Genomic DNA, 25,250 nt, shown 5'->3' with positions numbered 1-25,250 from the left:
CCTTTGGGCTTTATATCTTTTTGTGTAGACACAAAACCCAGTAAGCAGTAATTAGTTTTTATTTCGAGCTATCATTCAGACGTAATCTTTACGTTATCAATGCGGTAAATTGCGCCGTCACCGGTGCCCCAAGCTGGGAATATCATTAAGACGTCGATAGCACTGATATCCAGCCCCGCGTCGGAAAGAGTCAGAAGATCAAATGTGTAAGTTTGCCATTCGCCGGTTACCGGAACTTCGCCTTCTTTACTCGCTTCAAGGGCCAATTCCACAGCGGTTTCTGCGCCTAAAGACTCCACTTTAAACACCCAAGCTGTAGTTTCACTCGGCGTAGCAATTACCTTCATATCGAATTGAATAACCCCGCTTGTTAATAGGGTTGTTGCGTCAAACTCTGCGCCATCTTCTGCTAAGAAGCCCATTACCGTTGGCGTTGCACCGATTTGGAATTCAGCCGTCGCTCCATGTGCTGCATCCCCATCTATTTCAACAGTTGGTGTTGAACCACCACAGCAATCCCACATTGGCCACTGGGCATTTTCTTGGTCAGCAAAAAGCGTAATTGAGGGAGGTGGTGGGTTGAATATCTTGGCATTATCGACGCGGTAAACAGCGCCTTCTCCTGCACCCCATGCAGGGAATATCATGACCACATCAATAGCGCTTAAGTCAAGGCCGGCATCCGCCAAATCTTGTAAGTTAAAAGTGTAGGTCTGCCATTCGCCTGTTACTGGGGCAACCCCTTCGTTGCTGGCAGATAAGTCCAGTTCTACAGCTTGTGCTGCACCATTACTCTCTACTTTAAACAACCAAGGCGTAGTATCGTTAGCAGCACCTGTGACAACTTTCATTTCAAATTGGATTACACCAACGGCTTCTAACAAACTAGCATCGAATTTTACCCCGTCGCCAGATAGGAAGCCCATTACCGTTGGCGTTTCACCAATGCTAAATTCTGCAACTGTGCCGTGTTCTTCATCATCAATCGCTTCAACAGGTGTTGATCCGCCGCAACAATCCCACAGGGGCCATTCCATATTGGTTTGGTCCGCAAATAACACCAGTTCAGGATAGTCGATGGCAAATTTTACGTTGTCTACACGATAAGTCGCGCCTTCACCTGTTCCCCATGCAGGGAAAATCATGATGACGTCGATACCAGTTAAATCCAAACCTGCATCTGCCAAATCTTGCATAGAAAATGAATAGGTTTGCCATGTACCTGCAGTCAATGGATTTCCGTCAACGTCCTGTGTGATATCGAGTTCAACTGCCTGACTAGCACTGTTACTTTCAATTTTAAATTTCCACACCGCGTTAGCGTCGCTTGGCAATGAAACAACTTTCATTTCGAAAGTTAAAGCACCAGCGGTTAACATAGGGGATGCATCAAAACGCACAGGCGTATCAAGTAAGGTTGTGTTAAAACCCATCACTGTAGGCGCAGCTCCAATCACAAATTCAGCCACTGCACCATGCTCGGCGTCATCGGTCTCAATAGTAGGAGTAGAGCCACCACAACAATCCCAAATGGGCCAATCCGGATTGGCCGCATCGGCAAAAACGGTGAGTTCTTGAACCACTCCTGTTGAAGGAGGTTCAGGAATCGGAGCCTTGCCTGTTACCAAAGCATCATCTTCATCTTTATAACCACCGCGAACTGTTTCGCAACCTTTACCCGTCATCGGGTTGGTTGAACATTCGTAAACACGAACATAATCAATAATGTAACTTTGTCCGTTGGCAAATGCGGTTTCATCGATACCTAGGTTGTTTACGTTTGAAGGCCAATCTCCACCTACTGCTAAGTTGAGTAGAATGTGGAAATCTTGATCAAATGGCGCAGCGTCCCAATGTACTTCTTTTTCACCAGTGGCAATATCGAAGTATTCAGAGAACCAACCTTGATGAACTAAACCAGAGGCTTCTCCTTTACTGTTGTAACGCACTTCTGAAGCCATTTGAGTTGCATACAAATAGCCATCGACATACCAGCGAATTTCGCCTTCTTGCCATTCTATGGCGTAGGTGTGGAAGTCATCAGCTGGATTGGCACCATCTGGCAGAAGATATTCCTTACCGGATGATTCATTTTGCGGCCAGTCGCGACCATAGTGCAAAGTACCATGGACATATTTTTCTTCGTTACCGTCGGCATCTACTACACCCAAATTAACCGCTTCAATAATATCGATTTCACCTGACTTGGGCCAAGAGCCATAAACTTCGTCGGTAGGTAACATCCAAAATGCCGGCCAACTACCTTGTCCAGAGGGTAATTTAGCGCGCATCTCAAAGCGGCCGTATGTCCAGTCACCCTTATATTTCGTTCTTAATCGCGCAGACGTATAGGGTAGTTCGGCACCTTCTTCGGCAGGTTTTGCGACAATATTAAGCATACCATCTGCGACAAAAGAGTTTTCAGAGGAGTCGGTGTAACATTGTTGTTCATTGTTCCCGCCTCCGCTGCAATTGACTTCATGACTCCATTTGGTTGAATCGATACTATCCCCATCGAATTCATCATTCCAAATCATCACCCAGTCTTCGACTGGCGCGGACGTATCAACTGCTTTTAAATCTGTATCTGAATTAGAACCGCCGCAACCAGTTAAAGATATCGCGATAGCGGCACCTACAGATAGAGACAAGTTGCGCGTCGTGTGCTTTACGCTTTTTATTCTCATTGTGTTCTCCGAAAACAAAACCAAAGTGATTTTGACTGGTTATTAATCCGATGCTTCTGCGTTATGTCGTCACAGTGAATTATCAGATTCCAAACCAGATGTTAATTGCCTGATTTGATATGTAACACAAAGGTTAATAATCTGCGGGCGAAAATCGATAAGGCGGGACTAGTAGGAGATGGAACGGACTTATACACTAATTATACCAATTTTGAGAGCTGGGTATAAATCGCAAATACATTCTAAAGCCGCTATTTTAAAGGCTTTTGGGGTTTTCGCTGGGGATGAGGCCAGTTGGCCGTCTCACTAGTCCGCTTTACCTCGTTTACGTTGCATGCCGCAAAAGTTTGCATACAGTTAGCAACAAATTTTTAATAATTTAACGTTATTTAAACAAGGGCTGTGTATGAAAAGTTATCATTTTTCGCGGTTTATCATATTGTGCTTTTCATGCTCCTTTATATGGGTAGGTGCAGGGTGTACAAATTCTCAAGTAACACAAAATAATCTTCAACCAGCATCGCCCAAAGGGGCATCTGAGGTTTTTGCAGCCTCAGTAGTACATGCGATTAATGTTGGCGGTCCTGAGTACCTTGGACAGGACGGGGTTCTTTATCAAGCCGATACGTTTACAGTCGCAAATACTAAAGGACAGTCAAAAGGAATAAAAGGAACTCAAGATCCTAGGTTGTTCGAAACCTATCGTATAGGCGATATGAACCTTCCTCTAGCAGTAAAGAATGGCATTTATGACGTTACCTTAAAGTTCGCAGAGCCGACAGATATGCGGGCATCGGATAGGCTGTTCAACATTAACATCGAGGGGCAAAATCAAATACAAAACCTTGATATAACCGTTGCTAGAGATGGTAAAAAATTATCAGCGCTAGTGCGCACTATACCGAATATTAAGGTACAAGATGGTGAACTGAATATTGTCCTAGAAGGGGTTAAAAATGCACCTGTTTTACATGCCATTATTGTCCGCAGTAAACAACGAGATCCACAGCATTGGCAATTGGTTTGGGGGGACGAATTTAACTATTCAGGCGCGCCAGATACTGAAAAGTGGAATTATGATATTTGGCCTGCTCGTAAAGTAAATGATGAGGATCAAACTTACACTAACAGATTGAAAAATGTGCGGGTAGAAGACGGTGTACTTGTTATTGAAGCCCATAAAGAGCAGTTTGCAAATGCAGAATATACCTCGGGGCGAATTCACGCCAAAGACAAAGGTGACTTTCTATACGGAAAGGCAGAAATTCGTGCTCGAATACCAGCGGGACAAGGCACCTGGCCGGCAATCTGGATGTTACCTAGTGATGCTTTCAAATACGCTACCAAATGCAGTTCTGATAGCGAATGGCAAGGCAATAACGAATGTGACGCATGGCCTAACTCCGGTGAAATCGACATTATGGAGTATGTTGGTTACGACCCTCACAATATCCACGGAACTGTGCATAACAAAGCATACTATTGGGTTAACTGGGAGCAACGAAAAGCCAGTATCGACGTTGGCCCTGAGGTCAATAACGACTTCCAAATTTACTCTCTGGAGTGGGGACCAGAGCATATCATTATTGCATACAATGATATTCCCTATTTCTACTATTCGAATCAAGGCGAAGGTTGGCAAGCCTGGCCCTTCGATCATCCCTATCACATCATTCTAAACCTTGCTATCGGGGGGGGCTGGGGAAGGGCTGGTGGGCCAATAGATGACAGTATCTTCCCTGTGAAAATGGAAGTCGACTACGTTCGAATTTATCAGCTGGAACAGTAATCATAGATCTTCAACTTTTTAATCATGGGTGGCGACACCGGTTAACAATTTACTTAACAAAGCAGTTAAAAATATGAAAAATACGATAAACCAAAAGATTAATGGTTCATTTGTCAATTTGGCCGGTGAACGTTATTACAAAATTGAAAATGTTGATCAAATGCCGGCTTTTTTCATTAGTTTGGTATCCGATAGCGACCATTGGCTTTTTGTTTCATCAACTGGTGGCTTAACCGCAGGGCGCGTGTCTCCTGAAACTGCCTTGTTTCCGTATGTTACAGTAGACAAAATCCATGAAAGCAGTCATCACACTGGGTGTAAAACAGTGTTTAAAATCATTCTGGATGACAAAGTTAATCACTGGGAACCGTTCAATTATCTGCGCGAACACAATTACTCCCTGAGCCGTAACCTTTACAAAAATACCTTGGGTAATAAGCTGTGTTTTGAGGAAATAAATCATACTTTGCAATTGGTATTCCGCTATACCTGGACTACTAGCGACGAATACGGATTCTGTCGCATCGCTGAGATAGAAAACATTTCAGAACAGCAAGTGAACGCTGAAATGCTTGATGGGTTGCTCAACATTTTGCCCGCTGGCACCCCACGATTTACCCAATCTCAGTCAAGTAATTTAGTCGATGCGTATAAGTTTAATGAACTTGACGAACACACTGGAACCGGCATTTTTACTTTATATTCAGGCATTACAGACAGAGCTGAACCTAGTGAGTCGTTGCGAGCTAATGTGGTGTTTTGCTTAGGCTTGCAAGAACCAAATATTTTATTATCGGAAGAGCAAATTAACAGTTTCAAAAATCAACAAAAAATCGTGACTGAATCCTCTTATCGTGGAGTTCGTGGCGCATATTTGGTGAATAGTAAATTTGAACTAATGCCATCTCAGCATAAAAGCTGGATGTTAGTCGCAAACGTTGAACAAGACCAAAAACAAGTTACTGCTTTACTTGAGGAGTTAAATTCTCCCAGTACTTTGCAAAGCAAAATAAGCTCTTCGATTGCCGCAGGCAGTGATGCTCTTGCTAGAATTATGGCCAGTAGTGATGGTTTTCAGCAAACCAACGAAGAAGAAGTGTCAGTTCACCACTATGCGAATACCTTGTTCAATGTATTGCGTGGCGGTATTTTTAATGATCAATATCTGATTACAAAAGACGATTTTATTAAAACGGTGAAAACCTTTAATCAAGGGGTTTACCACGCCAATCAGAATTTCCTCGCAGCTCTGGATGATAAATTCTCTGTGCAAACATTAATAGCGGAAGTAGAGCAGGTGGGTGATCTGCAACTGCAAAGGCTGGCGTTTGAATATTTACCTATTACCTTTGGACGCCGCCATGGTGATCCAAGCCGCCCTTGGAATCAATTTGCGATCAATTTAAAAGATAAACAGGGCAATCCACTGCTTTCCTACCAAGGCAATTGGCGGGATATTTTTCAAAACTGGGAATCGCTCACCTTCAGCTACCCGCAGTTTATTGAAAGTGTCATCGCCAAGTTTTTGAATGCCTCAACAATGGATGGCTATAACCCTTACCGAATTACCAAACAGGGAATCGATTGGGAAGTGGAAGAGCCGGATGATCCCTGGAGCTATATTGGCTACTGGGGAGATCATCAAATTATCTATTTGCTGAAAATGTTAGAGCTGTCAAAGCAGTTCCACCCCGAAAAACTCAATCAACTTTTAGCTGCTGACATATTCAGTTATGCAAACGTGCCATATCGGATTAAGGATTTTGACGCGCTATTGGCGAATGCGAAAGATACCGTTTCATACGATGAAGAGTTAGCTGCAAAGATTGAGCAACGAGTACAGGCGATGGGATCGGATGGCAAATTGGTGTTGACTAAAAGTGGTGAAGTTTACCAAGTTAATTTAGTCGAAAAGTTGTTGGTTCCTTTGTTGTCTAAGCTCAGCAATTTAGTCATTGACGGAGGCATCTGGCTTAATACTCAGCGACCAGAATGGAATGATGCGAATAATGCATTAGTGGGGCAAGGTTTATCCATGGTCACCTTGTATTACATTCGTCGCTACTTACATTTCTTTAAAACGCTTATCGCTGAGCAGCAGCAAGACGTGCAATTATCATTGGAAGTGAACCAGTGGTTATTAGATAGCTGCGATGCTTTACACGCTATCGCGCAACAAATAACCCAAGGTTCGGTTTCAAACACTGCGCGTTTTGAGATGATGCAGCGCCTTGGCTTGGCCGCAGAAGCTTATCGCAAGCGCGTTTATCAAGCTGAGGGATTTACTGGCAAAACGACTCAGGTGATGCGCCGAATCCATGTCCTTATTGATGATGCTTTGTTAGCTATAGACCATAGTATTCAAAGTAATCGTGCTGAAAACGGGCTATATCATGCTTACAACGTGTTGAAACTGGAACCGCAATGTTCACAAGTAGGGCATCTTTATCCCATGTTAGAAGGTCAGGTTGCGGCGCTTAGTAGCGGTGCAATTAAAGGTGAGGAAGCCATAGCGGTATTAGATGCGTTGTTTGATTCAGACATATACCGTGCGGACCAGCAAACCTTCATGTTGTATCCCGATAGAGCACAAAGTCGATTCTTAGATAAAAATAAAATACCTAAAGGTGCATTAGATAAATCAATTCTTTGCCAACAAATGTTAGCCAACAACGATGAGCGTCTGATTATGCTAGACAATCGAGGGATACTAAGATTTAGTGCAGATCTCAAAAATGCCAATGATGTTGCCGACTTAATTGATACTTTGGTTTTGCAATACGGCGAACAACTAGGGGCTGAAAAAAATCTTATTTTAGCTGTCTATGAAGATGTATTTAAGCACAATGCCTTTACTGGTAGATCAGGTGGTATGTTTGGCTTTGAAGGACTTGGTAGCATCTATTGGCACATGGTTTCGAAGTTATTACTTGCGGTAAAAGAGCAGTTCTTTCAGGCAATTGAAGAGCAGCAAAGTGAGCACCTAATTAAGCGCTTAGGTGAACTTTATTATCAAGTGCGTAAAGGTATCGGCTTTAACAAAACCCCTGAACAATATGGTGCTTTCCCTACCGACCCATACTCACATACGCCAAAACATGCAGGTGCTCAACAACCTGGAATGACTGGCCAAGTAAAAGAGGAAATTCTCACCAGATTTGCTGAGTTTGGCTTGCATGTAGCCGATGGTAAAGTGAGTTTCAATCCGGCTTTATTGCGCAGCCAAGAATTTTCTGCAGATGCCACAAACTTTACATACCTCGATATAGACGGAAACTGGCAAAAGCTGGCTTTACCTTGCAAAAGCTTAGGATTTACCTGGTGTCAGGTACCATTTGTATATCATTTGAAAGAGCAGGGGGACGGTGAGATTTGCATTCAATACGCAAATGGCAAGATTGAAAGATTGCAGCAAAACTGCCTAACTAAACAACAAAGTCAGATGTTGTTCGATCGTTCAGGGCAAATCCGAAAAATAGACCTGAGTTTAACTAAACAGCAATTGTTTAGCTAAATTTGGATTCACCGCTGTACTTGCGTGATATAGATATCGTGTGTACAGCGGTGATACTTGGATAACAAGTAAACAATATTTTAAATAACTAGCGTGTTATTCACTGTCAGCGGATTGTTGCTCTGCTGCTTGTTTTTGTTTCTCTGCTTCTTTTTCTTGCTTTTCTTTCTCTGCAACAGCAGACAATAAACTTTCGTATTCAGCTTGCATGGCGGCAATGTCCATCTTGACGTCGCTGCTCCATGTTTGACCAAAGTCATCGGTACTGACGATTTGTCCTTGATCGCACAAGAAGTAAATACGCTGCCCGTTAGTTAATTTAGGCAAGGCTATTTCACAATCTGGTTTAGCTGTGCCACGCATAGTCCAGTCTTTTCTTGAAACATCCTCACTATTCGCGGTGGTACTAATAATTTGCAGTTGTTTAACTGTTTTATCTGCTCGTCCAAGGGTAATAAGGGTTTTGTCTTCCAGAACAATGGGTAACGAACGATCTGTAGTATTGTCTCCAAAAGTTTTTAAACTGCGGTTAAGGGATATCCAGCTTTGTCCGTAATCAAAGCTAACGGCCTGATCGCCTATACCATCCCATTGACTAACCTCTAAGCCAACCAATACGCCATTTTCCAGTTGTGAAACTTGCACCATTGGTGAGGATTTCACGCTACTCCACTGGTTAGATTCGACGTCGAAATCATGAAGCTTGTTATCGTTAAGCACTCTGAGTTGACCATCGGCGCTTAAAATCGGAAATAACCCACCGTTTTGCACCCAAAAATCATTCGGGTTTTTTCGTTCAAAATCCCCTATACGCTGCCAAGACAAGTCGTTTTTATTGATGCTGTAGAAGTAATGATTTTTTGCCGAAGCGGTCACTGCAAACAGCGCCTCCTTGGCTTTACCAAACCAAATAATTGACTCTGCTGCTGAAACTGGCTGAGTTGCTGTCCAACTTCCTCGCAAACTATCGCTAACAAATACTTGTCCGCGCTCGGAGCCAACTAAAATTTTACCGTCTAACTCTAAAACACTGGTTAGTTGTCCGTTTGTCGGTAAATCAATTTGAGACCAACTATTGTCTTGGTTTACAACGTGTAACTGACCGAACTTAGCGGCCACAGCCCGTTGTTTATGGTCTTCTAAAATGAGGGCTTGGCTGCCATAGGCATTGTTGCGTGAGAGGCTACTTAATTTGTCGCGAAATTGGACAAACTTGTCATCTTCCCAACCAAGTGATTGATTGAAATTAACGCTGCTGGCTAAATTGGGGAAATGTTCAATAATAAAATCTTGCAGATTTTCCGCTTCACTAATACGCGTGACATAGGCTTTGCTAGAAGAGCGATTACTCCAAAAGGAGGTTTCTTTAATATTCAACAAAGGTTGGAAAACCAAACTACCTAAATTGGTAAACTCACCGGCTTTTACGTTAAACGTACCAGCTGAAGCATATACGGGCATAGTCAACCAAGAGCTCATATTGCCATCGGAATAAAAACTATAAAGAGAAGCAATTATGTATTGCCCTTCTGGCATGCTGCCGGCAAATAGCTGACTATCTACAACACCTTGCGAGTTAGGTGAAAAAGTATAAGCTTCAGGATCCCACTCCACTTCATCTTCATTGAATGCTTTGTTTTTGGCTGCGGCTTTCGCTTTTGCCTCTTCAATCGCGGCCTGCTTAATTTGCTCGTGATTGTCCATTCTAACGGCTATAACTTCGGTCCATCCTGCATGCAGTGGTGCTAACCGACCGGTGTTATTTATTACTTGAAGTGCAACTACACCGTGATTCTGGGCAAGTGGCTGGCTACTATCTAAACGTGTTGATTTGATTTCATAAGTAGCGCATCCATTCAGAAAAGCGCCAATTACAAAAATGAGAATCAATTTTTTCATCGATTTTTCCATTAAAATATTAAAAATGCGACCAGCCACTATCTTTCAATAGGTTAGTTGTACTGACCAAAAACTTAGGGAAAATGGGTTTTGATAGGAATCAAGCTCCATTTCTACCGCAAGATAGAATGGTGCTTTAGGTGGGGGAGTAAATTCTTATTGTTTCGCAAGCTGCAAAAAGCACTGATTGGTTTGAGCATCTTTATTCGTCAACGTTTGTACTGCTTTACCCTTTTCATCGAGGGTAACCACTAAATCAACATTCTTCTTAGCGCATTTATGCGCGTCCGCATACAATGCCTCGATCTGATAATTATTGCCAGAAGTTTGCTCATAATCTTCGGCGCTTAACAACTTATTTTCAGCTTTTCATTGTTCATAAGTCTTTAAATCGCGTTATCACCTTCGCTTGGCGGCGTAGAGGCACATCCGTAAATAACAACCATTAGTAAAATCAGAATAACTTGTTTGTGCGTAACTCCTTGTTTTGTCTCTAATATCCATAATCGAGAACTATATGAAATGTTAGCTGGTTAGCCTACATCAAGACTTTTTTTAGAAACTAAATTATTATTCCCCTTAATCTGATTAGGGTTTAGCGCAAGGCTCGTCTCTATGTTTTGGCTTTTTAGCGCACCAAAATGTGCTCCAGCTCTTCCAGAGATTTGCCTTTGGTTTCAGGTAAGTAATAGATGATAATCGCTAAACCAATAAGCGCAAAAATAGCATAAAAAGCAAAGGTATAAGTGACACCTAAGGTGGCTAATTCCCATGGGAAGATGAGTTGCACTAAAAAGCTTACCGCCGAATTAATTAAACCCACAAACGAGATGGCAATGCCGCGAATTCGGTTGGGAAACAGTTCTGAAAATAACACCCACATGACGGGGCCAAGAGAAATGGCAAAGCAAGCGACAAAACCTAATAAACTGATGAGCACCCATTTCTGGTTGACGTTGATCGAAGCAGCAATGAGTTCCGATTCATGTTTCAGTGCTATATCAGCGCCTAAATGCGTAACCAGTGCGGCTTTAAATTGCAAATCGTTCATGTACGTTGTTTGGGTCAGCGCCGTTTGACTTTCGTGGCTAATCTCAACAGGGATTTCGGTTAATGCTTTAGCATCTAACTGATAACTTGCTTGACCAAATTGAAACGCCATCATGGCCATACAAACAGCGATGCCTGATACACCAAATATCAATAATGCCTTCCGTCCCACTTTGTCGATTAGCAATATGGCAAACACGGTAAACAGTAAATTAATTAAGCCCACTAAAACGGCTTGCATAAAGGATGCGTCGGTACCGAATCCACTTTGCTCAAATATCATAGGCGCATAAAAGAACACCGCATTAATTCCGGTAATTTGTTGTAAAATAGCAATTGAAATACCGATGATCATTACCAAGCGCATTTTCGGTTTAAGCAATGTTAGAAGTGAGGCTTGCTGTTGCTGGTTATCCTGTTTTAAGCCAGCTTCTATGCTATTAAGTGTATCTTCTAATTCGGCTTCCGGAACTGTTTTACAAAGCACTTGTTTGGCTTCGTCCGGCCTGTTTTTCAGTAATAACCATCTTGGACTTTCTGGTACAAAATTCAAACAAAAGAAATATAACAACGCTGGGATTGCTTCTAGGCCTAACATCCAGCGCCAATTCCATTGTTGAATATTCCACGTATCTTGTTCCGGTGTTGTTGCAGAACCAAGTTGTAAAATCAAATAATTAGTGAAAAAAGCAGCAGAGATTCCAATAACAATGTTCAATTGATTGAGTGATACCAGTCGACCACGAAACTTGGCAGGGGCAATTTCAGCGATATACATAGGAGCGATTATCAATGCTGCGCCAACACCAAAACCACCTAGCATTCTCGCCAGAACTAAAATCAGAAAACTGGGGGCGACTGCCGACAATACGGCAGATAATAAAAATAGGAAAGCGGCGACTTTTAGTACCGTTTTTCGACCAAGCTTATCTGCTAGTGGACCTGAGATCATCATTGCTAAAGTAGCGGTAAGGGTAAGTGATGCAACGGCCCAGCCTAGTTGTAATTTGGTTAATCCAAACTCGGGCTCGATAAATTTCACCACACCAGAAATAACCGATGCATCGAACCCCATTAAGAACCCACCTAATGCTGCAATAAGTGAAATAAAAGCGACGTAAAAAAGTGAAAATGAAGTGTGTTTTGACATATTAATCGCTCTTGTTTTAGGGCTGGATTAGCAAGTATCAATTTCGTGATATTAGTGAATTTAACGATTTACGTTAACTTATTTTTTACTTTTAAAGGTGAATATACGGTAAAGTGGTTCGCCGCTGCGGTAGGGCGGACTGCAAAACTGGCGGTTCGATCGGGCAGAGTGTAAAATTTTGATTCACCTTCGAAAGGTTCACTATGTTGCAAAAAATAACGGATTTTACAAAACGCTTTATTGCTAATCAGCCGAGTCGGAAGTTTTGGTTGTGGCAAGTTGGTTTTTGGTTATTTGTCAGTGTTATGAGCTTTGCGGTACTCACCCTTTGGTACGGTCCATTTTCTTGGCCTCACATCCTGCATATTATACTCCAAGCTCTGTTAGGACTAATGTTGTCCTTGGTGTTGTATTGGGTGTTCATGCACATTTGGGACAAAAGTACTCGTTTTCGAGCGCTGGTTGGTTTTATCACCGTCATGCTGGTGTCGTTTGTTTGGACGTTGGCTCGTGTATATGCCTTTATTTCTCTTACTGGCGATGGCACCGAATGGACGCAGTTTGGTGGTTGGCATTTTGCAAGTATTTTCATCTTTCTATGCTGGGCCGGTCTGTTTCATGGCATTCGATATTATGAATTGTTGCAGACTGAACACATTATATTGTTGCAAGCGGAATCAGAAGCCAAAGAAGAGCAGTTGAAACGCATGAAAGCACAAAATGTGGCAAGAGATGCACAACTTAAGATGCTTCGTTATCAGCTCAATCCGCATTTTTTATGCAATACCTTAAATGCAATTAACTCTTTGGTTGAAAGCAACGAAACTGTCAAGGCTCAAAAAATGACAGTCCAATTGAGCAAGTTCTTGCGCTATTCATTGGATAATAATCCAGATACTAAGATTCCGTTGGAAACCGAAGTCAATGCGTTAAATTTATATTTGGAGATCGAGAAGACCCGTTTTGAAGATCGTTTGCGATTGGATTTTGAGATTACAGCCGAAGCCAAATCGGCTTTGTTACCCAGTCTTTTATTGCAACCCATTATAGAAAACTCAATGAAACACGCTATTGCGCAAAGTGAGTCTGGTGGCACAATCGAGTTTAGAGCCGAAGTTGTTGATCATCGTTTAGTACTACAATTAAGTGATACTGGCTCTGGGGCTAAAATCGCTAAAAGTAAATTGAAAAGCTCTACCGGACGTGGTGTTGGTTTACGCAATACTGACGAACGCCTCAAAGCACTTTATTCTGATGATTATTCAATGGATATCAAGTTATTACCATCAGGTGGCCTGAAAACCATTATCAATATTCCTTGTGAATACAATCTAGCGGATAAAGTAGACAGGACCAATACCAAGGAAAAAACTGCATGAACAAGATTCGAGCCGTTATTGTCGATGATGAGCCGCTTGCCCTTAATGTACTGCGAGCAAAATTGAACCAGTTACCACAAGTGGAAATTGTTGGTGAAGGTAAAAATGGTCGTCAGGCGATTGAATTGATAATGGACTTAAATCCCGACTTGGTTTTTCTCGATATTCAAATGCCTGGGTTGAATGGTTTTGACGTGGTGAAAAACCTGCAAAGTGAACTGGTTCCTTTGATTGTTTTTACCACGGCATATGAACAATATGCATTAGATGCTTTTGATGTGCATGCGGTTGATTATATTCTCAAACCCATTGATACGGAGAGAATTCAAAGAGCAATTGAACGAGCCCAAGAACGAATGGCAGCAAATGAACAGGTGGATTATAAAATACCAATCATTGGAGCTATTGATACCATTAGTCGCAGAGAAAGCAATTTTGAGCAAGACGAAGAACTTACGGTTAATCATGCAAACAATAACCTAGAACGTAAAATTGTGATTAAAGAGCGGGATGAAATTACCTTGCTCAAACAAGCCGATATCGAGTGGATTGATGCCGCTGGGGATTATGTGTGTTTGCATGCTGAGGGAGAAACCCATATCAAGCGTATTACTCTCAAAGAATTGCTAGAAGAACTTGATGATACAGTTTTTAAGCGGGTCCATCGCTCCACTATCATCAATCTGAACTTCATTGAAAAAGTCATACCACATACTAAAGGTGAGTTCTTTTTGCAGCTTCAAGGGGGCACGGAGCGGATTAAAGTAAGCCGAAATTACAAAGAATCAATTCGTACCTTTCTAACTGAAAAATAACCATTTATTATTTTTATCATAGTGAATTCGACCAACGCCTTTTTTATGCGTTATTCTCAGTTGTATTTGATATCCTCTAATGCTCTTATAACATTCCATTAACGACTGGCTACATCAATAACTACAGGTTAGATGAAAAACTCTGTTATTTCAGATATCTAACTGAGTTTTAATTTTTATGATGAAAATAAAATCAAAATGGCCGTTAGTTACGTAACACTTCAAAACTTTACATGGTGAATAAACGGATGAATTACATCACTACAATACTGTTGCTTCCTATCATACTTGTCACATTGACGATTTTTCATTCTGCTCATGCTCAGCAATTTGGCGCCAAAGGACCAACAGAAGTTATTGTAAATAGTGTTAGTTTAGACACTCAAAGCTCTTCGGTGGAGGCAGTGGGTTCAGCTGAAGCTATAAAATCTGTGGATATCTTTCCGGCTACCGCAGATAGAGTTGTGGCAGTAAACTTTGTACCTGGACAAAAAGTTGTGCAAGGTCAGGTATTGTTAGAGCTTGATTCTCGTCGTCAAAAAGCGGCTTTACAACGGGCCAAGATTCAACTTCATGATGCGACTAGGAATTTAACTAGGTTACAGCAAAGTAGTAGCAAAGGTGCGGTAACAGAAAGCGCACTAGATGTGGCGTCAACTGCTAAAGAGTTAGCAAAAATGGATGTGATTGATGCTGAGATAGAATTACAAGACAGAATAGTCATCGCGCCTTTTACAGGTTATGTGGGACTCACTGATGTGGAAGTTGGCGACCGCATTACCCAACAAACATTAATCACAACTTTAGATGACCGAAGCCAATTGTTTATCAATTTCCGTGCCCCAGAATCTGCCGCCAATACGCTAGCAAAAGACAGTTTAGTTACCGTACAACCATGGACCAATCGAGAAGCGACACTAGAGGCTGAAATTGCCCAGTTAGATTCAAGAATCAGTGATACTGATCGCACTATTTTAGCTCGCGCTATTTTAGACAATGCACAAGATAATTACCGTCCAGGAATGAGCTTTCGCGTCAACATCAGTGTGCAGGGGCAATCTTATCCAGTTATTCCTGAATCAGGCCTTTCATGGGGCGCAACCGGCGCATACATTTGGAAGATGGTAGATGGTAAAGCGGTAAAAGTTGAGGTGCAAATTAAACAGCGTATGCGCGGTTATCTGCTAGTCGAGGGAGATATACGCAAAGGCGAGCAATTGATTGTAGAAGGTATTCAACGATTGCGACCAGGGCAGGCTGTTAAAGTCCGAGCACAGGAGACAAATTAATGAACTCATCTTCCCATCATCAACAAGACTTACCGTCTTTGTCGGTGCGCCGACCTGTACTTATCGTAGTAATCAATTTGTTAATCATGATAGCGGGAATTGCTGCACTAAGCGGTCTTGAAGTGCGTGAATTACCCGATGTAGACCGTCCTAGGTTAACTGTTTCTGCTAGCTATCCGGGAGGTTCCCCCGAAACTGTTGACATGGAGGTAACGAGTCGACTAGAAGGCGCTATTGCGCGCGTAAGTGGGGTTGACTCCATCAGAGCACAAAGTGAAGAGGGCAATTCACGAACCGTTGTGGAATTTCGTCCCGGTATCAATTTAGAAGACGCTGCCAATGAAACCCGTGAAGCAATTAGCCGAGTGCAACGGGAATTACCCGATGAAGTTGAACGACTTTCTATTATCAAAGCGGATAACGACGCACAAGCAGTAGTTAGCTTAGCTGTTTCCAGTGACAACATGAGCATGGAAGCAATGACCGAAATGGTTGAAACTGACTTAGCGCCGATGTTTCTGAGTATTCCTGGAGTCGCCGATGTGCGGCTTAATGGTGACCGAGAGCGGGTGTTACGGGTCACAATAGATCCTTTACGATTAACCAGTTTTGGCTTATCAGTAACAGATGTGGCTGATGCCCTCAGACTTGCCCCTTTCGATGTTCCAGCGGGTAGCCTCAGGTCTACCGACCAAACACTGATTGTTAGAGCAGACGCGACCTCAGTGACCACAGATCAAGTTGAAAATATTGTTATTAGAGGCGACACCCGTGTGGCAGATGTGGCAAGTGTGTATTTTGGTCCCGCGGATGCGCAAAGTCTGGTGCGTCTAGACGGTACCCCTGTCATCGGGTTGGGGGTTTTACGGCAAGCCAGCTCAAACACCATTGAAATTTCAAATGAAGTTCTGAAAATGGTCAAGCAACAACAGTTGCGATTTCCAGAGTTAAATATCGTCGTCACCTCAGATGATGCGGAATTTATCCGTGGCTCTGTAGAAGAAGTAATTACCTCGTTGACGTTTACTATTGGCCTAGTTGTATTAACGCTTTGGGTGTTTATCGGCTCCGGTCGGGCAACAATTGTACCTGCACTTGCTATACCTGTGTCGTTAGTCGGTGGCTTGGCGGTGATGTGGATGTTAGGTTTTTCGATAAATATTCTCACACTGTTGGCATTGGTGTTGGCCACAGGTCTGATTGTTGACGATGCTATTGTGGTCTCAGAAAATATACAACGACGGCGCTCGCTCGGTTTAGGGGCAAGAGCGGCGGCGGTTATCGGCAGTCGCGAGGTGTTTTTCGCTGTAGTAGCAACCACAGCCGTATTGGCCGCAGTGTTTATTCCTATTGCATTTTTGCCGTCAACGGCGGGGCGTTTATTTCGTGAATTTGGTGGTGTCTTAGCCAGTTCTGTGATTATTTCATCTTTTGTGGCTTTGTCTCTAGTGCCGGCATTAACTGCGAGACTACCAATTAAGAAAAATAGTAAGCATTTTTTGGGCGGTTTTGGGCAATGGTGCTCTCGGGGTTACGAGCGAAGTCTAGCTTGGAGCTTACGCTATGGCTGGTTAATTTTATTACTCTCATTGGCTGCTGGGGCATACGCCGGTTATTTATATCAATCATTAGATAATGAGCTTTTACCCAACGAAGATCGCGGTAATATCCGTATTTTTGCCCGAGGTCCTGATGGTGTAGGGGTTAACTTCATGGATCGCCAAGCCATGCAAATGGAAAATGCATTGATGCCTTATGTTGAAAAAGGTGAGGTTAAATCAATTTATACCGTAGTCGGGCAGTGGGATCCTAATATTGTGTTTATTACGGCGCCTTTGGTGCCTTGGGATGAACGTAGTCAATCGCAACAACAGATTATTGAGCAATTACAAGCTGAAGTTGGCGCAATTCCCGGCGCGCCTGGTCGAGCTTTTGGTTCGAATAGTCTAAATTTACGGGGCCAAGGCGGAGGATTGGAACTGGCTTTGACCGGCGAAGAGTATTCTGAAATTTATCAGGCTTCGCTAGATTTTAAAGCAAAAATTGAACAACAGCTTTCAGGGTTTGGCGAAATTCAAATTTCCTATCAACCTACGCAACCGCAATTGCGAGTGAATATAGATAGACGTCGAGCTGAAGAGTTGGGGGTATCATTTTCGGATATATCAACCACCCTCAGAGCGGCTATCAATGGTGATGACATCGCAGATTTGAATGTGGGTGATCAGGCTATACCAATCATTCTGCAGGCATCTAATGCCAATTTAGCTAATCCTTCTGATCTCACCAACCTATATGTATCTTCACAAAATGGTGGTTTAGTACCGCTATCTAGTCTTGCTTATATAACCGAAGAAGGTGTTGCTTCAGAACTTGAGCGTCACGCTCAACGCCGCTCCATTAAATTAGAATTAGAATTGGTTGATGACTCTTCGATGCAAACATCGGTAGATAGTATTCGCCAATTAGCCCAAGAAACCTTGCCGCCAGGAATTGGCTTAGTGTTTCTTGGTGAAGCTAAAACATTCGAAGAGACCTCACAACAAGTGCTGATGACTTATGTGTTGGCGTTTATTATAGTTTTATTAGTACTGGCGGCTCAATTTGAAAGTGTGAATAGTGCTGTGGTGGTGATTTTAACCGTGCCTTTTGGTATCGCATCTGCCTTATTCGCTCTTTATATCACTGGAATTTCGATTAATATTTATTCGCAAATTGGTTTGGTGATGTTGATAGGCCTATTGGCTAAAAATAGTATTTTGCTGGTGGAGTTTGCCGACCAAATGCGTGACCAAGGCTACAGTGTTTATGCTGCCATTATAGAAGCCGGCAAAGTTAGATTACGGCCGATTATGATGACCTTAGTGTCTACCATTTTAGGTGGTTTACCTTTAATCCTCTCTACCGGTGCTGGAGCTGAAGCTAGAAACGCTATTGGTTGGGTCGTTTTTGGTGGGCTTGGAATTGCAGTGGTGTTCACCCTTTATCTAACTCCAGTGCTGTATTTAGGATTAGCCAGATTCACTAAACCAAGAGCAGACGAAGCCAAACGTCTTGATGAAGAACTAGATAAAGCCAGTGCCGCGGGGATCGCCGTAGAATAGGTTTTAAATTTGCCAATAAATTATGCTGGCAGACAGTACAATGTGCCTACTGTCTGCCTAGCCAAATAGTGTTAGATTTACTGCTATCGTCGCTAAAAACTAACCTATAAATAATTAACTTAGTTGGTTGTAATGTCTAAATGGTACCCTGAGTATTTACGCATATTAATCACCCGATCATTATCTAACATCCAGTATTGTCCCTTGATGCCATTTAGCACACCTTCAAACTCGAATTCTTTATCCAAATTGATTGACTTGATTTTACTTGGGTACTCAGACACAGGGTATTGAATGTCAATTGCGGGCATATCGATTAGGCTGATTGCTTGTAGCCCATATTGTGAGCCAATATCATCTAATTCCATTTCCACTAAACCAAATAAGTGTTCTCGCATGGCAATTAAGTCAGCTTCTTTAGGGTGCTCTTTGAGCATCGCTCGCCAATTCGTTTTATCGGCAATATGTTGCTTAATTACCGTTTCAACTAAGCCACTGAGCAACCTGTTCTTTACCCGTAAAATAGGTATTGCTTGAGTTGCTCCTTGGTCGATCCAGCGGCTTGAAACACCATCGCTAACGTGCCTAGTAATCCCCACTTTTAAGGTGCCGGTATTGGCTAGATACACAAAATGATCGTTCATGCAGTTGTCTTCCCCCCATTGGGGTTCACGACACGTTCCTTGCTCATAATGGCAAGTTTCAGGTTTGATTATACAAGTATCGCACTGAGCTAGTTTCATTAAACAGCGATAACAATAGCCTTGATTAAAGCTTTTTTTGGTTTTTGTATTGCAATGGACACAATTAATCACGCCCTGATAGCTTACTTTCAGCGCGGTTCCAATTAATGGATTCATGCTGATGTGCGAATCACCAATAGGTAAACTATATTCAACCGTAGAGCCAATTTCAGCTTGACCGCGCATTTTGCGAATATTTCCAGAATAAGTGGGCATTAACGTTACTTCTTAGGTTATTGGGCGTTATATATCGCCGTCAAAATAGTGAATCTACATATTATGATGTGGCACTAGTTAATTAAGTTTTGTTGTTCTTTTGTTGTTTAATTAGCACCGTCATGTTTTAGGCTAGATAGTTTCCATTTGAAGATAATCTAGTACAAGTTGCGAATGCTAATTGAATCTCTGCTTGATATCAAAAATCAGAGTAAATTTTGTATGGAAACAAACTTTTTGCACATTTTCCGTCTATGTTTCACTTTAGATTAGCATTTGAGATATATTTGACTTGGGCAAATTACCGATGCGGGATCCATAATGATAAAATTGTTGTATGCAGTGTTACTTTTATTGCCACTAAATGGCTACTGTTATGACTTGTATCTGGTTCGCCATTTTGAAAAACAATCTGGTGGCACCGATCCTGGATTGACTCAACAAGGTCAGCTTCGTGCTGAAGCCCTTGCTGATTATTTAATGCCGAAAAATATTCAACACATTTATTCAACTAAGTATCACCGAACCAAGCAGACAGCCCAGCCTTTCTCACAACGATCAGGACTAGATGTGCAATTCTACTCGCCTAAGCAACTGACAGCTTTTGCTCAGAGTATCAAGGCACTGCAAACTAATGTGCTGATAGTCGGTCACAGTAATACGACTCCTGAGTTAATTTCTGCGTTAGGGGGCGTTGCTACTAAAATTGATGAAAGTGAATATGGTGAACTGTTTATTTTGCAAATCTGTGATGATCGTGTAAACACCAAAAGTATATTTATCTCAGCGCCTTAAGCTATTTTTAAAGTTTTTCGAATCGTTTAATAAGCATAGCTAAGGTATGAATTAATATAATTTCTTGGATGAAAAATGCACTACAATGAAAACTCAGTTTTCATCAGTGATGGTTAGAGGAAAATTTTTGTATCAGTTTATGCGACTTATTGTCGCCTTTATCACGATAGGGTTAACAAGCTTGCCGTCAGTTGCTGCACCCATCAGTATGTGGCAATCGCCCTATAATGAATTGATTTCACAAAAAGCCAAGGAACCGGCGACAACATTACAGAAATTGCTTGAAAACCCGCCATCAGTGGGACAAGACAGTTTGCAGCATGCTCAGCATCATTCTACTTTGAGTATGGTTTACTACTCGTTATCTTTTCCTGCTAAAGCATTAAAACACGCTAGAACCGCCCTTAGCTTTATCGATGCAAAAACCCAACCTTGGTTATTTCATATGACGAAGCTCAACGAAGCACAGGCTTTGGATTTTGTGGGCAGACCTAAAGAGGGTTTAGTCGGCAGCAGTGCCGCGTTAGTTTGGGCCGAATTAAACAACGACGTTAATCTGCTAGTGAGTGCTTTATATGTAAGGGGCATAATTTTTAATTCATTAGTGGATTATCAAGGAGCATTAGTAGACCTGCAACGAGCTTACGAACTTGCGCCGCAATCTGTACTGCTAAGCCGTGGAGACGTTGCTGGCATTTTAGCTTTGGTATATGAATATCGACGGGAAGATGCCCTTTCTATCCCATTTTTTGAAGAAGCCGCAAACTTTCATCAGCAAAATAAAAACTATTTGGAGCTGAGTATTGCGTTATATGGTTTGGGCAGAGCGAATAAGAACGTCGGTAACCGTGAACTAGGTCGCTCTCAATTAAAACAATCACAAGACCTAGCCGAGCAAGTAGGGGATGAGCAGGGAGTGGCATATGCTTTGAAAGAAATTGCGGGTATTTCTTTGATGGAAAATAATTTTTTAGAAGCAAGGTCGAAATTGCAACAGGCCTTCAATATTTTCGAGAAAAGTCAAAATATTTACATGCTTTTAGATACCAGTTTATCTTTGTTAAAAGTCGCTATAGCAGAAAAGAATATTGAAAACGGGAAACAATATTTAGCAGCCGCCAAATCTTACATCGATCCAGATAATATGCCGGTACAAAATATCTCGCTTGAAGAAATGCATGCCCGTCTATTGGCATTAGAAGGTAGGTACCCAGAGGCATTTGAAAAGCTAGAGGCAACAGTATCTTGGAAACAACGTGTTTTGAGTCAACAAAGTACCCAGCAATTACACAGTTTGCGGTCTAAATATGAAATCGAAATTAAGGATCGGGAAAATAAACTATTAGAACAAGAAAACCGCACACAGCAAATTAGCATCAACGATGTGGAAACTAAAAATTTACAGTTATTAATGCTATTTGGAGCAACTTTAATCATATGTGGTTTATTGATTGTATTGGTGTATCGCACTATCCAAAATCGAAGCAAATTGGAAAAGTTAGCGAATGTAGACGGTTTAACTGGATTGGCCAATCGTCGCCATGCTTTTGAGATACTACAACAACAAATTGAGTTGGCCAGTCGACATAAATTTAAATTGTCAGTGGCTATTGTTGATATCGATTTGTTTAAAAAAATAAATGACACCTTTGGTCATGCTGCTGGTGACGAGGTGTTAACCAGTTTTGGTGGCTTATGTTTAGATACTTTCCGACAAACTGATGTTATAGGTAGAATTGGCGGTGAAGAGTTTATGATCGCATTGCCGCATACATCCCTTGGTGATGCTGAAAAAACCCTTAAAAGTTTGTCCCATAAGGTTAAACAACTACCGATTTCATTTGATCTAAATGGACTCAGTCTATCTATCTCTACCGGTTTAGCCGAATATGCTCAAGGCATGACACTAGAGTGTTTAATGGCGCAATGCGATAAAGCCCTTTATCAAGCGAAACGAGGGGGGAGAGATAAGGTTGTGATTTTTGATGAGCAAGATCCATCATTACTGCAATTAGAATTATAATAATTAACCAAAAGCGCATTTTACATCTAATCTAGAGTAGTGAATCAATTCACCAAAACACTTTTGCCCAGCAGACTTTTAATCTGGATTGGTATTCTTCAAAGCTGTATAATTTGGTTTTTCCTTTGATTCCAACGGAGCGCCTCCGCTATTGCAACATATCCCGCAGAAAGGGTTCATACTCACTCGTAAAGTGGTTGAACGAAATGGTTGTGCCTGTATCGAATTTTGGTTGAGCACCGAACAAGGACCGGTAAAAATCATTACTGATCAACAAAAACCAGTGATGTTCATTGCAAATTACGATGTATCGCGCGCTAGGGCTTTGTTAAATCAATCGGGGATTGCGCTTGAATTCAAATCAGTAAAGTTAAAAACATTCGAACAAACTTCTGTGAACGCCCTGTATTTTGCAACTACTGGGCCTTTTTATCGCGCCAGAGATATTCTTGCCGCCGCAAAAATCACTGCATTTGAAAATGACATCAGGATGCCCGATAGATACATGATGGAGCGTTTTATCTGTGCTGGTGCTTATTTTACCGGCGAGGTTCAAAATGAGCAGAGCGAGGCAACGTCTGGCTATATTTCGTTGAAAAATGCTCGCCTCAAACCCGCTGATTACATTCCGAAACTAACCTTAGTGTCTCTTGATATTGAGTGCAGTATGGACGGCGAACTATATTCAATTGGACTATCTAGCGGCGATTTTAAACAAGTCATAATGATCGGGCAGCCGGAAGATAATCAGGATTGGCTGATATGGGTTGAGGATGAAAAACGTCTCATTGAACAATTGAATCTATCTATTACCCACTTAGATCCAGACCTTATTATTGGCTGGAATATCATTAACTTCGATTTCAAAGTGTTGACCCAAAGAGCCAACAAATTGAACGTGCGATTGCGTCTTGGGCGAGATGGAAGTGACGTTTACTGGCGTGAGTCGCGAAATGATAGTAACCAGGCGTTTATGAATATTGCTGGACGAGTGGTCATTGATGGTATCGATAGTTTGAAAACAGCGACTTACCATTTTGATAGTTTTAGTTTGGAAAATGTCGCTCAAGCATTACTTGGAGAGGGAAAAGACACCACTGATGTGGATAATCGTGTTGCCGCTATTACCCATGATTTTAATCATAACAAACTAAAATTAGCTAAATATAATCTGCAAGATTGTGTGTTAGTGGAAAGAATCTTTGAGCATACCAACTTAATTAGTTATTTACTGTTACGAAGCCAATTAACTGGGCTGGAACTGGATAAAATTGGTGGTTCTGTAGCTGCCTTTATTAATCTCTATCTGCCTAAACTCCATCGTTCTGGGTATGTATCGCCCAATCGACCCGCAAATGGCGGGTTAGCAAGTCCTGGCGGATATGTAATGGACTCATTTCCTGGCTTATACAAAAACGTATTGGTACTCGATTTCAAGAGTCTTTACCCTTCTATCATCCGTACTTTCAAAATCGACCCACTAGGTTTAGTGGAGGGGTTACTTGAGCCGGAAAACGCTATTCCGGGCTTTCGTGGCGGTTTATTTTCGAGGGATAAACACTTTCTTCCCGATATTATTACCAGCTTGTGGCGACAAAGAGATGAGGCAAAGCGTCAACAGGATACGGCTCGCTCGCAAGCAATTAAAATCATAATGAATTCGTTTTATGGTGTTCTGGGATCTGGTGGCTGTCCCTTTTATGACACACGCTTAGCAAGTTCAATCACTATGCGCGGCCATGAAATTATGCAAACCACCGCTGCATGGATTGAAGAAAAAGGTTACAAAGTCATTTATGGAGATACTGACTCTACTTTCGTTTGGCTAGAAAATACTAAGGGAGTAGAACAAGCGTTGGATATAGGAAAGACTCTTGAGCGAGAGATTAACCAAATGTGGCAACAAAAAATTCAACAGCAACTCGATTTGCCATGTCACCTAGAAATAGAGTTTGAAACCTTATTTTCAACCTTTTTGATGCCGACCATTCGGGGTGCTGAAACGGGCAGCAAAAAGCGCTATGCAGGTTTGAAGTATGCTTCAGGTAAACAACCTGAACTCATATTTAAAGGTTTGGAAACGGTTCGTTCTGATTGGACCAAACTTGCTAAAGAATTTCAACCAACCTTGTATAGAATGGTGTTTGCTAATCAGGATGTAAGTGCTTACTTGCTTGATGTGATTAGAAAAATAAGATCAGGGGAGTGTGACGAACAACTAGTATATCGAAAACGACTACGCCAACCTTTGGTCCAATACACGAAAAATGTGCCACCTCACGTAAAAGCTGCCCGTATTGCCGATGAGCAAAACAAACAGCTCAACAAACCACTTCGTTATCAAAACAAAGGCTGGATAAGTTATGTAATTACCTTAGATGGTCCTCAGCCTGTAGATTACATTCATTCAGCCTTAGACTATGAACATTACATTGATAAACAAATTAGGCCCATCGCAGAAGGTATTTTACCTTTCATAAATGTCTCCTTTGAAGACATCACTAGCGATCAACTGGGCCTGTTTTGATCATTCTGGATGATAAGAGTCATCTCTGAAGTCAGGGTATGTATCAATTCCAAGTAATTTATACAGTAAGCAAAATCCAAAACTGCTGGTATAAAATAATGCTGCGCCAATTACACCTAATACAATGCTTATTGTGGTACCGTATAAACCTTCAACCGCCATTGCCAAAAATGCAAGTGCTAAAATTGAACGAATTGCTGTATCTAATATGCCAACATTTTGTTTCATTTTTCTATCTCCTAATCCGATGTACTTATCTTAGGCTTATGG

General features: G+C 41.8%; 15 protein-coding genes. 9 read left to right on the top strand and 6 right to left on the bottom strand.

The window, feature by feature from the left end; all coding sequences use genetic code 11:
• Positions 1-71 precede the first annotated feature (71 nt).
• A complete protein-coding gene (locus tag VUI23_RS16580) occupies positions 72-2,687 on the bottom strand; it encodes a family 16 glycosylhydrolase (protein ID WP_342805044.1) in 2,616 nt (871 codons plus the stop codon).
• 406 nt (positions 2,688-3,093) lie between these two features.
• Here VUI23_RS16580 and VUI23_RS16575 point away from each other — a divergent pair, with 406 nt between their 5' ends.
• Together VUI23_RS16575 and VUI23_RS16570 are read left to right on the top strand one after the other, a co-directional pair.
• Positions 3,094-4,476, top strand: coding sequence for a malectin domain-containing carbohydrate-binding protein (locus VUI23_RS16575; protein ID WP_342805043.1), 1,383 nt, complete (start codon positions 3,094-3,096; stop codon positions 4,474-4,476).
• Positions 4,477-4,549: 73 nt separating this feature from the next.
• Entirely contained in the window at positions 4,550-7,990 is a 3,441-nt protein-coding gene (locus VUI23_RS16570) for a hypothetical protein (RefSeq protein ID WP_342805042.1), read from the top strand.
• A gap of 96 nt (positions 7,991-8,086) precedes the next feature.
• Here VUI23_RS16570 and VUI23_RS16565 read toward each other — a convergent pair whose 3' ends face one another.
• From VUI23_RS16565 to VUI23_RS16555, 3 genes are all read right to left on the bottom strand, one after another.
• The gene (locus VUI23_RS16565; protein WP_342805041.1) at positions 8,087-9,889 is read right to left on the bottom strand and encodes a hypothetical protein; all 1,803 of its coding nucleotides are present in this window, start codon (positions 9,887-9,889) and stop codon (positions 8,087-8,089) included.
• 156 nt (positions 9,890-10,045) lie between these two features.
• Positions 10,046-10,243, bottom strand: coding sequence for a hypothetical protein (locus VUI23_RS16560; RefSeq protein ID WP_342805040.1), 198 nt, complete (start codon positions 10,241-10,243; stop codon positions 10,046-10,048).
• Between the two features lie 274 nt (positions 10,244-10,517).
• Positions 10,518-12,089 (bottom strand): sugar porter family MFS transporter, encoded by a 1,572-nt coding sequence (locus VUI23_RS16555; RefSeq protein ID WP_342805039.1) that lies wholly within the window; start codon positions 12,087-12,089, stop codon positions 10,518-10,520.
• Positions 12,090-12,292: 203 nt separating this feature from the next.
• Between VUI23_RS16555 and VUI23_RS16550 the strand changes: the two genes are divergently transcribed.
• The 4 genes from VUI23_RS16550 to VUI23_RS16535 all read left to right on the top strand — a co-directional run bounded on the left by VUI23_RS16550 (position 12,293) and on the right by VUI23_RS16535 (position 18,676).
• Positions 12,293-13,468 carry a histidine kinase gene (locus tag VUI23_RS16550; RefSeq protein ID WP_342805038.1) on the top strand — a complete coding sequence of 392 codons (1,176 nt, stop codon included), beginning with the start codon at positions 12,293-12,295 and terminating at the stop codon, positions 13,466-13,468.
• Positions 13,465-14,283: a LytTR family DNA-binding domain-containing protein gene (locus VUI23_RS16545; protein WP_342805037.1), complete on the top strand. Its 819-nt coding sequence runs from the start codon at positions 13,465-13,467 to the stop codon at positions 14,281-14,283. Before VUI23_RS16550 ends, VUI23_RS16545 begins: the two co-directional genes overlap by 4 nt.
• Before the next feature lie 248 nt (positions 14,284-14,531).
• Positions 14,532-15,572, top strand: coding sequence for an efflux RND transporter periplasmic adaptor subunit (locus tag VUI23_RS16540; protein ID WP_342805036.1), 1,041 nt, complete (start codon positions 14,532-14,534; stop codon positions 15,570-15,572).
• Entirely contained in the window at positions 15,572-18,676 is a 3,105-nt protein-coding gene (locus VUI23_RS16535; RefSeq protein WP_342805035.1) for an efflux RND transporter permease subunit, read from the top strand. The genes VUI23_RS16540 and VUI23_RS16535 overlap by 1 nt, the downstream gene beginning before the upstream one ends.
• A gap of 119 nt (positions 18,677-18,795) precedes the next feature.
• Here the strand turns inward: VUI23_RS16535 and VUI23_RS16530 are convergent, their stop codons facing one another.
• Positions 18,796-19,635, bottom strand: coding sequence for a DUF2797 domain-containing protein (locus VUI23_RS16530; RefSeq protein WP_216049629.1), 840 nt, complete (start codon positions 19,633-19,635; stop codon positions 18,796-18,798).
• 321 nt (positions 19,636-19,956) lie between these two features.
• On the opposite strand from VUI23_RS16530, the gene VUI23_RS16525 reads away from it, so the two are divergent.
• From VUI23_RS16525 to VUI23_RS16515, 3 genes are all read left to right on the top strand, one after another.
• Entirely contained in the window at positions 19,957-20,430 is a 474-nt protein-coding gene (locus VUI23_RS16525) for a phosphoglycerate mutase family protein (RefSeq protein WP_342805034.1), read from the top strand.
• A gap of 85 nt (positions 20,431-20,515) precedes the next feature.
• The gene (locus tag VUI23_RS16520) at positions 20,516-22,453 is read left to right on the top strand and encodes a diguanylate cyclase (RefSeq protein WP_342805033.1); all 1,938 of its coding nucleotides are present in this window, start codon (positions 20,516-20,518) and stop codon (positions 22,451-22,453) included.
• Between the two features lie 151 nt (positions 22,454-22,604).
• Entirely contained in the window at positions 22,605-24,980 is a 2,376-nt protein-coding gene (locus VUI23_RS16515; RefSeq protein WP_342805032.1) for a DNA polymerase II, read from the top strand.
• On the opposite strand, the gene VUI23_RS16510 is transcribed toward VUI23_RS16515, so the two are convergent.
• Positions 24,981-25,208 carry a DUF2892 domain-containing protein gene (locus VUI23_RS16510; RefSeq protein ID WP_342805031.1) on the bottom strand — a complete coding sequence of 76 codons (228 nt, stop codon included), beginning with the start codon at positions 25,206-25,208 and terminating at the stop codon, positions 24,981-24,983.
• Between the last annotated feature and the right edge of the window lie 42 nt (positions 25,209-25,250).

The sequence above is a fragment of the Alteromonas sp. M12 genome (genome assembly GCF_037478005.1).
GTDB lineage: Bacteria > Pseudomonadota > Gammaproteobacteria > Enterobacterales > Alteromonadaceae > Aliiglaciecola > Aliiglaciecola lipolytica_A.
Note: the sequence above shows the minus strand (reverse complement) of the source record. Positions and strands in the feature narration are given on the sequence as shown.

Coding starts and splice junctions, on each gene's coding strand:
- VUI23_RS16580 (WP_342805044.1), bottom strand. CDS start 2,687: ATGAGAATAAAAAGCGTAAAGCACACGACGCGCAACTTGTCTCTATCT.
- VUI23_RS16575 (WP_342805043.1), top strand. CDS start 3,094: ATGAAAAGTTATCATTTTTCGCGGTTTATCATATTGTGCTTTTCATGC.
- VUI23_RS16570 (WP_342805042.1), top strand. CDS start 4,550: ATGAAAAATACGATAAACCAAAAGATTAATGGTTCATTTGTCAATTTG.
- VUI23_RS16565 (WP_342805041.1), bottom strand. CDS start 9,889: ATGAAAAAATTGATTCTCATTTTTGTAATTGGCGCTTTTCTGAATGGA.
- VUI23_RS16555 (WP_342805039.1), bottom strand. CDS start 12,089: ATGTCAAAACACACTTCATTTTCACTTTTTTACGTCGCTTTTATTTCA.
- VUI23_RS16550 (WP_342805038.1), top strand. CDS start 12,293: ATGTTGCAAAAAATAACGGATTTTACAAAACGCTTTATTGCTAATCAG.
- VUI23_RS16545 (WP_342805037.1), top strand. CDS start 13,465: ATGAACAAGATTCGAGCCGTTATTGTCGATGATGAGCCGCTTGCCCTT.
- VUI23_RS16540 (WP_342805036.1), top strand. CDS start 14,532: ATGAATTACATCACTACAATACTGTTGCTTCCTATCATACTTGTCACA.
- VUI23_RS16535 (WP_342805035.1), top strand. CDS start 15,572: ATGAACTCATCTTCCCATCATCAACAAGACTTACCGTCTTTGTCGGTG.
- VUI23_RS16530 (WP_216049629.1), bottom strand. CDS start 19,635: ATGCCCACTTATTCTGGAAATATTCGCAAAATGCGCGGTCAAGCTGAA.
- VUI23_RS16525 (WP_342805034.1), top strand. CDS start 19,957: ATGATAAAATTGTTGTATGCAGTGTTACTTTTATTGCCACTAAATGGC.
- VUI23_RS16520 (WP_342805033.1), top strand. CDS start 20,516: ATGAAAACTCAGTTTTCATCAGTGATGGTTAGAGGAAAATTTTTGTAT.
- VUI23_RS16510 (WP_342805031.1), bottom strand. CDS start 25,208: ATGAAACAAAATGTTGGCATATTAGATACAGCAATTCGTTCAATTTTA.